General features: G+C 65.7%; 7 protein-coding genes. All 7 read right to left on the reverse strand.

Features of this window, described 5'->3' with window-relative positions; translation table 11 throughout:
- Positions 1-15: 15 nt before the first annotated feature.
- The gene (gene rpsL, locus GGQ63_RS16480; protein WP_183857707.1) at positions 16-387 is read right to left on the reverse strand and encodes a 30S ribosomal protein S12; all 372 of its coding nucleotides are present in this window, start codon (positions 385-387) and stop codon (positions 16-18) included.
- Positions 388-863: 476 nt separating this feature from the next.
- The gene (locus tag GGQ63_RS16485; RefSeq protein ID WP_183857708.1) at positions 864-2,204 is read right to left on the reverse strand and encodes an esterase-like activity of phytase family protein; all 1,341 of its coding nucleotides are present in this window, start codon (positions 2,202-2,204) and stop codon (positions 864-866) included.
- A 138-nt stretch (positions 2,205-2,342) separates the two neighbouring features.
- Positions 2,343-2,804, reverse strand: coding sequence for a cupin domain-containing protein (locus GGQ63_RS16490; RefSeq protein WP_183857709.1), 462 nt, complete (start codon positions 2,802-2,804; stop codon positions 2,343-2,345).
- 94 nt (positions 2,805-2,898) lie between these two features.
- Positions 2,899-7,113: a DNA-directed RNA polymerase subunit beta' gene (gene rpoC, locus GGQ63_RS16495; RefSeq protein WP_183857710.1), complete on the reverse strand. Its 4,215-nt coding sequence runs from the start codon at positions 7,111-7,113 to the stop codon at positions 2,899-2,901.
- Positions 7,114-7,213: 100 nt separating this feature from the next.
- A complete protein-coding gene (gene rpoB / locus GGQ63_RS16500; RefSeq protein WP_425502085.1) occupies positions 7,214-11,359 on the reverse strand; it encodes a DNA-directed RNA polymerase subunit beta in 4,146 nt (1,381 codons plus the stop codon).
- Positions 11,360-11,533: 174 nt separating this feature from the next.
- Positions 11,534-11,914, reverse strand: a complete 381-nt coding sequence (gene rplL / locus GGQ63_RS16505) for a 50S ribosomal protein L7/L12 (protein ID WP_183857712.1) — start codon at positions 11,912-11,914, stop codon at positions 11,534-11,536.
- Between the two features lie 45 nt (positions 11,915-11,959).
- Positions 11,960-12,478, reverse strand: coding sequence for a 50S ribosomal protein L10 (rplJ, locus tag GGQ63_RS16510; protein WP_183857713.1), 519 nt, complete (start codon positions 12,476-12,478; stop codon positions 11,960-11,962).
- Positions 12,479-12,603: the final 125 nt, after the last annotated feature.

Here is a 12,603-nt window from a genome sequence, read left to right on the forward strand (position 1 = left end):
CTCGTTCCTTCCCGCTTACTTCGGACGCTTGGCGCCGTACTTCGAACGGCGCTGCTTGCGGTTCTTGACGCCCTGGGTGTCGAGCACGCCGCGCAGGATGTGGTAGCGCACGCCCGGCAGATCCTTGACGCGGCCGCCACGGATCATGACGACGGAGTGCTCCTGCAGGTTGTGGCCCTCGCCCGGGATGTAGCCGATGACTTCGAAGCCGTTGGTCAGGCGCACCTTGGCGACCTTACGAAGCGCCGAGTTCGGCTTCTTCGGAGTCGTCGTATAGACGCGCGTGCAGACGCCGCGCTTCTGGGGATTGCCCTCGAGGTGACGGGCCTTCTCCCGGTAGACGGAGGCGACCCGCGGCTTGCGGATCAGCTGATTGATCGTCGGCATCCCTTGCCTTCCAGCTCGGTTTCCTTCTCGACGCCACGGCGCACCGCTTTCCCGTCCATGGCGAACCATGAACGAAGAGCGCCTGACCCACATCATCCGCGGGAGGCGCACCGAAAAGCAGAGGACCACGGAGACCGCGATCGTGCGTGTCGTCGAAACGTCTGTCTCTAAGCCCGGGCAGTGTCTAGGATCGAACTCCGCGGCGTGGCGCCGTCAGATGAATGGTTCCTACCACCTGCTCGAAAGCGAGCGGAACCTAGGCATTTGGGGTGTTGCAGTCAACCCCTTGTTTTGCGCGTTTTCCGCAGCCCCGCCGGCGCAATTTAGCGAAAGGCCGAGGTCTCACGAGAATGAAACGGCAAAGGCGCGGGCCTTTCGATGAAACATTCTTTCGGCGGCCGCAGAGAGGGGGCGAAGCCGCCTCATGAGAAGGGCCGCCCCGGGGGCGGCCCTTCCGAATCCGTTAACAGAATCGCTCAGCGCGCGGCAAGAAGCCCGCCGACCTCGAGCACGACGAACTCGTCGTCATCGGCCTTGCCCTTCGCACGTCCGACCGAGAAGGGGAAATTGTTGTCGCAGGCGACGATGATTTCCGTCTCGCTGATCCGGTCGACGTTTTCGATCGTCTGGAACGGGAAGGTAAAGATGCCGTCGATCGTGCCGGCCCGGGCGACGCCGTTCGGATCACGGATCGCCATCAGGTCGATATAGCCGATCTTCCTGACGACGCCGTCCGCGTCCGTCTGCGCAAGATCGACGAGGTAGATCCGCTTGAACTTCGCCGGCGTCTCCGCCCAGCCTTCACGCGGATCGCCCTGACCGTCGTCGCGCTCGATGACGAGAGCACGGGTCTCGTCGATCATGTTGAAATCGCCGATCGCGTTGGTGGGCGCTTCGAGCGGGTAGTAGCGGACCGTGTCGGCGAAAGCGAGGGTCTGGGCGTCGACGTCATAGACGCGCAGCACCGCCTTGCCACCCTTCTCCTCCTTCTTGCCCTCGATCCAGACCGGACCTTCGAGCATCGGATGGAGCGTCTTGCCGTCGGCCGAAATCGCCATTCCCTCATAGCCCTTCGAGCGGGAAACCTCGAAGGCGGGCAGCGGCTTGTCGGGCGAGGCCGGCAGGATCATCGCGTAATGGTCGGGCGAGTGCAGCGTCGTGCCGCCGACCGTCGTCTCGGTGTACCGCGTCACGACACCGTCGGCATCGGCCGCGATCAGATAGGGGCCGAACTCGTCGCCGATGACGAAGCCTTCGCCGACCGGCTGGATGCTCTCCGTGTCGAGATCGGCCCCGGTCAGATAGCGTGCGGCGGTCGCTTCGTTGACGACGCGGAACGGCAGGACGCGGTTCGGGTCCTTGAGGAAGGTGGTCTTCTCGACCGTGACGCGGCCCGTCTGCCAGTCCGGCCGGACAACATGGACCATCAGCATGGCGTCCGCCGAGTTCGCCTTGGCGCCGAAGCCATTGTCGGTCAGGACGAGATAGCGGCCATCGCCGAGCGCGCGGATGCCCGAGAAGCCCTGAACGGGCTGGCCGGGGAACGGCCGGGCGAGGCCGGTCTTCGCGTCGTAGATCGAATAGAGCGCGTCGAAGCGACGGCCCAGTTCGTTCGGCGCGCCGGTGTAGCGACCGGAGACGGTGAGGCCGGCGGGCGCATCGGCCGGAGCGGCGGCAAAGGTCGCGCCCGGCAGAACGGCATGGTGGACGAGCGTCGCGTCGAAGGCTTTCGGCTCTTCGGCCCGCGCCGCAGAGACGGCGGCGAGCGACAGGCCGGCGAGGAGAAGCGCACGGACGGACGGGGCGAGGAAACGCATCGGGGGGCTCCCTGTGTTGTGGGCGCTCCCTTGCTAGTCGGCGGCCTTGGCGTCGGGGCGACGGTTCGGTGTCGGCTCGATGAAGCCCCGGCCGCATGCCCACACCAGGCCGCGCCCCCTGCCCCTCCCCGGCCGGCGCTATTCGGCCTTCTGCGAGAACGGTCGACCCTTCTCGCCCGTCGCGAACATCAGAATCGTCACCGGTCCCGGCCCCGGGTTGCGGCCGTTGTGTTCGGTATCGACCATCTCGGCGAGCGCCTCCCCGGCGGAGAAGCGCCGCTTCGCGCCGCCCCGCATCTCGACCTCGATCGCGCCGTCGATGACATAGGCGTAAGCCGGCACCGGATGGATGTGCCAGCCGGTCTCCCCGCCCGCCGGAATCTCGACGAGAACGGCGGTGACTTCCGGGTCGTCGAAGGACGGATAACGGATCGCCGCGCCGCTCGTCGTCGTGGTGGTCTTGAGGAGCGGCGTCACCTTGACCGCCGTCTGGTAGCCGCCCGCCTCCTCCGCGCGGAGCGCCGAGGGGGCGAGCACGGTCACCATCACCGCCGCGGCGACGGACGCCGAGACGGCGGCGCGCCGGATCATCTGTCTCATCCTCTGTCCTCCCATGCGCAATGCTAGCCGCCCCGGCCGAAATGAAAAGGGCCGCCCGAGGGCGGCCCTTTCCGAAGCTCAGGAGGACATCCGATCACTCGGCGGCGGTGCCGAGATCCTCGAGCTGGCCCTCGGTGGCCCCCGAAGCGCGGCGACGCTCCTCGAGGATCAGCGCATCGCGCCGGGTGGCGATCTCGCGGATCCGGCTCATCGATCCGCCGGTGCCGGCCGGGATCAGCCGGCCGACGATAATGTTCTCCTTGAGACCATCGAGCGGATCGATCTTGCCCTGGACCGCAGCCTCGGTGAGGACGCGGGTCGTCTCCTGGAAGGAGGCGGCGGAGAAGAAGGACCGCGTCTGCAGGCTCGCCTTGGTGATGCCGAGGAGAACCGGAGCGCCGACCGCCGGCTTCTTGCCTTCCGCGACCGCCTTCTCGTTGACGAGATCGAACTCGAGCTGGTCGACCTGCTCGCCCGAGAAGAACTCGGTCTCGCCGGCGTCGGACACCTCGACCTTCTGCAGCATCTGACGGACGATCACCTCGATGTGCTTGTCGTTGATCGACACGCCCTGCAGCCGGTAGACGTCCTGGATCTCGTTGACGAGGTAGGCGGCCAGCGCCTCCACGCCCTTGATCGCCAGGATGTCGTGCGGCGCCGGGTTGCCGTCGAGGATGTATTCGCCCTTCTCGATGGTGTCGCCTTCCTGGAGATGGAACGGCTTGCCCTTCTGGATCAGGTACTCGATCGGCTCGGCGGGATTGCCGAACTTGTCGACGGCGCCCTCGTGCGGCTCGACGATGACGCGACGCTTGTTCTTGTAGTCGCGCCCGAAGCGGATCGTGCCGTCCTGCTCCGCGATGATCGCATGGTCCTTCGGACGACGCGCCTCGAACAGCTCCGCCACGCGCGGCAGACCGCCCGTGATGTCGCGGGTCTTGGCGCTTTCGAGCGGCAGGCGGGCGAGCACGTCGCCGGCCTTCACATGCGCGCCCGGATCGACCGAGAGGATCGCCTCGACGGAGAGCTGGTAGCGCGCATCGCCGCCACGGGCGAGCTTGAGCACCTTGCCGTCGGGACCCTTGACGATCATCGACGGCTTCAGGTCGCCGCCGCGCGGATTGGCCCGCCAGTCGATGACGACGCGCTTGGTGATGCCCGTCGACTCGTCGGCGCTCTCGGCGACCGAGATGCCCTCGACGAGATCCTCATAGGACACCGTGCCCTCGACCTCGGTGAGGATCGGACGGGTGTAGGGGTCCCACTCGGCGAGACGCTGGCCGCGCCGCACCTGATCGCCCTCGTCGACATGCAGGCGCGAGCCGTAGGTGATGCGGTGGACCGCACGCTCCGTCCCGTCCTTGTCGAGGATCACGATCGCCATGTTGCGGCCGAGCGCGATCAGCTTGCCTTCCGAATCGCGCACCACGTTGCGGTTGCGGATCGCCACCGTGCCCTCGAAGCTCGACTCGAGGAAGGAGGAGTCCACCACCTGCGCCGTGCCGCCGATGTGGAAGGTACGCATGGTGAGCTGGGTGCCCGGCTCGCCGATCGACTGCGCCGCGATGACGCCAACCGCCTCGCCCATGTTCACCCGCGTGCCGCGCGCCAGGTCACGGCCGTAGCAGGCCGCGCAGACGCCGATCTTGGTATCGCAGGTGAGCACGGAGCGAATCCGCGCCGACTGGACGCCCGCCTTCTCGACCCGCTCGACGTCGCGCTCGGCGATCAGCGTGCCAGCCGTCACCACCACCTCGCCGGTCGCCGGCGCAATGATGTCCTCCGCCGCGGTGCGGCCGAGAATGCGCTGGCCGAGCGAGGCGATGACGGTGCCCGACTCGATCACGGCCTGCATCTTGAGGCCGGCGGTGGTGCCGCAATCGGTCTCGATGATGATGCAGTCCTGCGCCACGTCGACGAGACGGCGGGTCAGATAGCCCGAATTCGCCGTCTTGAGCGCCGTGTCCGCGAGGCCCTTACGGGCGCCGTGCGTCGAGTTGAAGTATTCGAGAACCGTCAGGCCTTCCTTGAAGTTGGAGATGATCGGGTTCTCGATGATCGAGCCGTCCGGACGCGCCATCAGGCCGCGCATGCCGGCGAGCTGCTTCATCTGCGCCGGCGAGCCGCGCGCACCCGAATGGCTCATCATATAGATCGAGTTGATCGGCTTCTGCCGGCCGGTCTCGGTCTTCTGCACCGCGGAGATGCGCTTCATCATCTCCTCGGCGATGCGATCCGTGCACTTCGCCCAGGCGTCGACCACCTTGTTGTACTTCTCGCCTTGGGTGATCAGGCCGTCGGAATACTGCTGCTCGTATTCCTTGGTGAGCGACCGGGTCTCCTCGACCAGCTTCTCCTTCGTGTCCGGGATGACCATGTCGTCCTTGCCGAAGGAAATGCCGGCCTTGAAGGCCTGCGTGAAGCCGAGCGCCATGATCCGGTCGCAGAAGATCACCGTCTCCTTCTGACCGCAATGACGGTAGACCGCGTCGATCGTGTTCGAGATCTCCTTCTTCGTCATCAGCTTGTTGACGACGTCGTAGGGCAGGTTCGGATGCTTGGGCAGCAGTTCGCCCAGCATCATCCGGCCCGGAGTGGTCTCGTAGATCTTCGAGTTCGGCTTGCCGTCCTTGTCGACGCCGCGATAGCGACCCTTGATCTTGGTGTGCAGGGTGATCGCCTTGGCGGCGAGGGCGTGCTCGATCTCGCCCATATTGCCGAAGGCCATGCCTTCGCCGGGCTCGTTCTCGGCCATGATCGACAGGTAATAGAGGCCGAGCACGATGTCCTGCGACGGCACGATGATCGGCGAGCCGTTCGCCGGGTGCAGGATGTTGTTGGTCGACATCATCAGCACGCGGGCTTCGAGCTGCGCCTCGAGCGAGAGCGGCACGTGCACGGCCATCTGGTCGCCGTCGAAGTCGGCGTTGAAGGCCGAGCAGACGAGCGGATGCAGCTGGATCGCCTTGCCCTCGATCAGCACCGGCTCGAAGGCCTGGATGCCGAGGCGGTGCAGCGTCGGCGCACGGTTGAGCAGCACCGGATGCTCGCGGATGACCTCGTCGAGGATGTCCCAGACCTCCGGCCGCTCCTTCTCGACGAGCTTCTTCGCCTGCTTGACGGTCGAGGAATAGCCCTTCGCGTCGAGACGCGAGTAGATGAAGGGCTTGAACAGCTCGAGCGCCATCTTCTTCGGCAAGCCGCACTGGTGCAGCTTCATCTCCGGGCCGACGACGATCACCGAACGGCCGGAATAGTCGACGCGCTTGCCGAGCAGGTTCTGCCGGAACCGGCCCTGCTTGCCCTTCAGCATGTCGGAGAGCGACTTCAGCGGACGCTTGTTGGCGCCCGTGATGACGCGGCCGCGCCGGCCGTTGTCGAACAGCGCGTCGACCGCCTCCTGAAGCATGCGCTTCTCGTTGCGGATGATGATGTCCGGCGCGCGCAGTTCGATCAGCCGCTTCAGACGGTTGTTGCGGTTGATGACGCGCCGGTAGAGGTCGTTGAGGTCGGAGGTCGCGAAGCGGCCGCCGTCGAGCGGCACGAGCGGACGCAGGTCCGGCGGGATGACCGGCACGACCTGCAGGATCATCCATTCCGGACGGTTGCCCGACTCGATGAACGCCTCGACGAGCTTCAGCCGCTTGCCGAGCTTCTTCGGCTTCAGGTCCGAGGTCGATTCGGCGATCTCCTGGCGCAGATCCGCCGCGAGCTTCTCGAGCTCGAGGCTCTGCAGGATGGTGCGGATCGCCTCGGCGCCGATCAGGGCGACGAAGTTGTCCTCGCCATACTCGTCCTGGGCGCGCAGATACTCGTCCTCGGTGAGGAGCTGACGCTCCTTCAGCGGGGTGAGGCCGGGCTCGATGACGACGTAGTTCTCGAAATAGAGGATGCGCTCGAGATCCTTGAGCGTCATGTCGAGCAGCATGCCGATGCGGGACGGCAGCGACTTCAGAAACCAGATATGGGCGACGGGCGCGGCGAGCTCGATATGGCCCATGCGGTCGCGCCGCACGCGCGCGAGGGTCACCTCGACGCCGCACTTCTCGCAGATGATGCCCTTGTACTTCATCCGCTTGTACTTGCCGCACAAGCACTCGTAGTCCTTGATCGGCCCGAAGATCCGGGCGCAGAACAGACCGTCACGTTCGGGCTTGAACGTCCGGTAGTTGATCGTTTCCGGCTTCTTGATCTCGCCATAGGACCAAGAGAGAATCTTCTCCGGGCTGGCGATCTGGATGCGGATCTGGTCGAAATTCTGAGCCGGCGCAGCCAGCGGATTGAAGATGTTCGCGACTTCCTGATTCATCGCCGATCTCCTTCACTGCGCATGGCCGGAGGAGGCAAATGCCTGCCTCTCGACCACCGCATGAGTACGTTTTGGGTTTCCGACCGAGAGATGCGACGGATCACTCCGCCGCATCGGCCAGGGACCCTCGAGCGGGCGCAGCATCGTCCTGCTTGGACTGATTGAGCTCGACGTCGAGACCCAGCGACCGCATTTCCTTGACGAGCACGTTGAAGCTCTCCGGGATGCCGGCCTCGAACGTGTCGTCGCCGCGGACGATCGCCTCGTAGACCTTGGTGCGGCCGGCCACGTCGTCCGACTTCACGGTCAGCATCTCCTGCAAGGTATAGGCCGCGCCGTACGCCTCGAGCGCCCAGACCTCCATTTCGCCGAAGCGCTGGCCGCCGAACTGCGCCTTGCCGCCCAGCGGCTGCTGGGTGACGAGCGAGTACGGGCCGATCGAGCGCGCATGGATCTTGTCGTCGACCAGGTGGTGGAGCTTCAGCATGTAGATGTAGCCCACCGTGACCCTGCGGTCGAACGTGTCGCCCGTGCGGCCGTCATAGAGCTGGACCTGACCCGAGGAATCGAGTCCGGCCTTCGACAGCATCTCGACGATGTCCGGCTCGCGGGCGCCGTCGAACACCGGCGTGGCGATCGAGACGCCCTTGGCGAGGTGCTCCGAGACCTTGACGACGGATTCGTCGTCGTATTCCCAGATGCGGTCGTTCTTCGAGTTGTCGCCGTAGATCTCCTCGAGCGTGCCGCGCAGCACCGCGACGTCGCCGTTCTTGCGATAGGATTCGAGCATGCGGCCGACCTTCAGGCCCATGCCGGCGCAAGCCCAGCCGAGATGGGTCTCGAGGATCTGGCCGACATTCATGCGCGACGGCACGCCGAGCGGGTTCAGCACGATGTCGACATGCGTGCCGTCGTCGAGGAACGGCATGTCCTCGATCGGAACGATGCGCGACACCACGCCCTTGTTGCCGTGCCGGCCGGCCATCTTGTCGCCCGGCTGGATCTTGCGCTTCACCGCGACGAAGACCTTGACCATCTTCATAACGCCCGGAGGCAGCTCGTCGCCGCGCTGCAGCTTCTCGACCTTGTCGATGAAGCGCTTCTCCAGCCGCTTGCGGCTCTCGTCATACTGGCCGCGCAGCGCCTCGATCTCCGACATGAACTTGTCGTCGGCGACCGCGAACTGCCACCACTGGCTGCGCGGGAACTCGTCGAGCAGCTCGCGGCCGATCGCCGTGTCCTTCTTGTAGCCCTTGGGGCCGCTCGCCGCGGCCTTGCCGATCAGCATGTCGGCGAGACGGCCATAGACGTTGCGGTCGAGGATCGCCTGCTCGTCGTCGCGGTCCTTGGCGAGGCGTTCGATCTCCTCGCGCTCGATCGCCATGGCGCGCTCGTCCTTCTCGACGCCGTGCCGGTTGAACACCCGCACCTCGACGATCGTGCCGGTGACGCCGGGCGGAACGCGCAAGCTGGTGTCGCGCACGTCCGACGCCTTCTCGCCGAAGATGGCGCGCAGAAGCTTCTCTTCCGGCGTCATCGGGCTCTCGCCCTTCGGCGTGATCTTGCCGACGAGGATGTCACCCGCCTGCACGTCCGCACCGATATAGACGATGCCGGCTTCGTCGAGGTTCTTCAGCGCCTCTTCCGAGACGTTCGGGATGTCGCGGGTGATTTCTTCCGGCCCGAGCTTGGTGTCGCGGGCCATCACCTCGAACTCCTCGATATGGATCGAGGTGAACACGTCATCCTTGACGATCCGCTCGGAGAGCAGGATCGAGTCCTCGAAATTGTAGCCGTTCCAAGGCATGAACGCGACGAGCACGTTCCGGCCGAGCGCCAGATCGCCGAGATCGGTCGAGGGACCGTCGGCGATGATGTCGCCCTTGCCGACCCGGTCGCCCACCCGCACCAGCGGACGCTGGTTGATGCAGGTCGACTGGTTGGAGCGCTGGAACTTCATCAGCCGGTAGATGTCGACGCCGGACTTCGACGGATCGAGCTCCTCGGTCGCGCGGATGACGATACGGGTCGCGTCCACCTGGTCGATGACGCCGGCGCGCCGCGCCGCGATCGCCGCGCCCGAATCCCGGGCGACGACGCTTTCCATGCCGGTGCCGACGAACGGCGCCTCGGCGCGAACGAGCGGCACCGCCTGGCGCTGCATGTTCGAGCCCATCAGCGCGCGGTTGGCGTCGTCGTTCTCGAGGAACGGGATCAGCGCCGCGGCGACCGAAACGAGCTGCTTCGGCGACACGTCCATGAAGTCGACGCGGTCCGGCGTGACGAGCACGTTCTCGCCGGCATGGCGGCAGACGACGAGGTCGGAGGTCAGCCGGCCGTCTTCCGACAGCTCGGAATCCGCCTGCGCGACATAGTATTTCGACTCCTCCATCGCCGAGAGGTAGATCACCTCCTCGGTGACGGCGGCGTCCTTGATACGGCGATACGGGCTCTCGATGAAGCCGTACTTGTTCACCCGCGCGAAGGTCGCGAGGCTGTTGATCAGACCGATGTTCGGGCCTTCCGGCGTCTCGATCGGGCAGATCCGGCCGTAATGCGTCGGATGCACGTCGCGCACCTCGAAGCCGGCGCGCTCACGGGTCAGGCCGCCCGGGCCGAGCGCCGAGAGACGCCGCTTGTGCGTGATCTCGGAGAGCGGATTGGTCTGGTCCATGAACTGCGACAGCTGCGACGAGCCGAAGAACTCGCGCACCGCGGCCGCCGCGGGCTTCGCATTGATCAGGTCCTGCGGCATGACGTTGCCGATCTCGACCGACGACATGCGCTCCTTGATCGCCCGCTCCATGCGGAGCAGGCCGACGCGATACTGGTTCTCCATCAGCTCGCCGACCGAGCGGACGCGCCGGTTGCCGAGATTGTCGATGTCGTCGATCTCGCCCTTGCCGTCGCGCAGCTCGACGAGCGTCTTGATGACGGCGAGGATGTCCTCCCGCCGCAGCACGCGCACCGTGTCGGCGGCGTCGAGATCGAGACGCATGTTCATCTTGACGCGGCCGACCGCGGAGAGGTCGTAGCGCTCCGGATCGAAGAACAGCGACTGGAACATCGCCTCCGCGGTGTCGATGGTCGGCGGCTCGCCGGGACGCATCACGCGGTAAATGTCGAACAGCGCTTCTTCGCGGCTCTCGTTCTTGTCGACCGCGAGCGTGTTGCGGATGTAGCCGCCGACATTGACGTGGTCGATGTCGAGCACGCTGATCTCGTCGAAGCCCGCGCCCTCGAGAACGCCGAGGATCTTCTCGGTGATCTCGTCGCCCGCCTCGGCATAGACCTCACCCGTCACCGGGTTGGCCGCGTCCTCGGCGAGATAATGGCCGTGCAGGTCCTCGTTGAGCACCCGCAGCGCCTTGACGCCCTTCTCGGCGAGCTGGCGCGCGGCGCGCACGGTGAGCTTCTTGCCGGCCTCGACGACCACCTCGCCGGAATCGGCATCGATCAGGTCGGCCGTCGCCTTCAGGCCGCGCATGCGCTGCGGGTCGAAGGGCAGACGCCAGCCGTCGCCGTCCTTGGTGTAGGCGATCTTCTTGTAGAAGGTGTCGAGGATTTCCTCGCCATCCATGCCGAGCGCGAACATCAGGCTCGTCACCGGAATCTTCCGGCGCCGGTCGATGCGCGCGAACACGATGTCCTTCGCATCGAACTCGATGTCGAGCCAGGAACCGCGATAGGGGATGATCCGGGCGGCGAACAGCAGCTTGCCCGACGAATGGGTCTTGCCCTTGTCGTGGTCGAAGAAGACGCCCGGCGAGCGGTGCATCTGCGAGACGATCACGCGCTCGGTGCCGTTGACGATGAACGTGCCGTTCGACGTCATGAGCGGCATCTCGCCCATATAGACTTCCTGCTCCTTGATGTCCTTGACGGACTTGGCGCCGGTGTCCTCGTCGGTATCGAACACGATGAGGCGCAGCGTCACCTTCAAGGGCGCGGAGAAGGTCATGCCGCGCTGGCGGCACTCGTCGACGTCATATTTCGGCGGGTCGAAATCGTAACGGACGAATTCGAGCAGCGCGGTGTTCGAGAAATCGGAAATCGGGAAGACGGACTTGAAGACCGCCTGCAGGCCCTCGTCCGGACGGCCGCCTTTGGGCTCGTCGACGAGCAGGAACTGATCGTACGAGGCCTTCTGCACCTCGATGAGGTTCGGCATCTCGGCGACGTCGCCGATCGAGCCGAAGAACTTGCGCACGCGCTTACGACCGGTGAAAGCCTGGACCGCGTTCAGGGTGGCCATGGTCACTCCTCGTATGCTCGGAAAACCACTGTCCGGAAGACCGGCGAACCACTCTTCGGCATTCTGGACAATGGTCCTCGCGGGACCTGTTTCATTGACGGTGGGCCGGCCCCGCGGACGGGGCCGGCCGTTTCGTTCGTCCTCGGACCGGCGGTCCAGGGATGATTACTTGACGTCGACCTTGGCGCCGGCGCCCTCGAGCTGGGCCTTGAGCTTGGCGGCCTCCTCCTTGGAGACGGCCTCCTTGACGGCCTTCGGAGCACCCTCGACGAGGTCCTTGGCTTCCTTGAGGCCGAGCGCCGTGATCGCGCGGACTTCCTTGATGACGTTGATCTTGTTCGCGCCGGCCTCGACGAGGATGACGTCGAACTCGGTCTTCTCTTCGACCGGCGCGGCGGCGGCAGCCGCACCGCCACCGACCGCGGCGACCGCGACCGGAGCGGCGGCCGAGACGCCCCACTTCTCTTCGAGCATCTTCGAGAGCTCGGCGGCCTCGAGAACGGTCAGGGTCGACAGCTCGTCGACGAGTTTCGAAAGATCAGCCATTTTCTACTTCCTATCGGTTCGATGTGTTGTTCCGGAAGAACGGCCTCACGCCGCTTCGTCCTTCTTGGCATAGGCTCCGAACACCCGCGCGAGCTGTGCAGCCGGCGCGTTGACGACCCGGGCGATGTTGCTGGCCGGCGCCTGGATGAGGCCGATCAGCTTGCCGCGCAGTTCGTCGAGCGACGGCAGCGAGGCGAGCGCCTTCACACCGTCGGCATCCAGAGAGGTCTTGCCCAGCGCGCCGCCGAGGATCACGAGCTTGTCGTTGGTCCTGGCGAAGTCGCTGGCGACCTTGGCCGCCGCCACGGGGTCATCGGAATAGGCGATGACCGTCTGGCCGGTCAGCAGACCGGCCACGTGTTCGGCGTCCGTGCCTTGAAGAGCCAGCTTGGCGAGGCGGTTCTTCGCGACCTTGACGCTGGCTCCCGCCTCGCGCATCTGACCGCGCAGCGCGGTCATCTGAGCGACGGTGAGCCCGGCGTAATGGGCGACGACGACAACGCCCGTCTTCTTGAAGACGGCGTTGAGCGACGCGACCAGTTCGCTTTTCTCCGCTCTGTCCACTGCCTCTCTCCGGTTGGCGGCCGATCTGCGATCGGGACCGCCGGTTGCAAAGCCGTCCGGAAGATTCCGAACGGCGCCTCCAGGCCTGTCCCCCCGCAACACGATCGTGCCGCAAGGCAAAGAGG

The sequence above is a fragment of the Prosthecomicrobium pneumaticum genome, from assembly GCF_014199915.1.
Taxonomy (GTDB): domain Bacteria; phylum Pseudomonadota; class Alphaproteobacteria; order Rhizobiales; family Kaistiaceae; genus Prosthecomicrobium; species Prosthecomicrobium pneumaticum.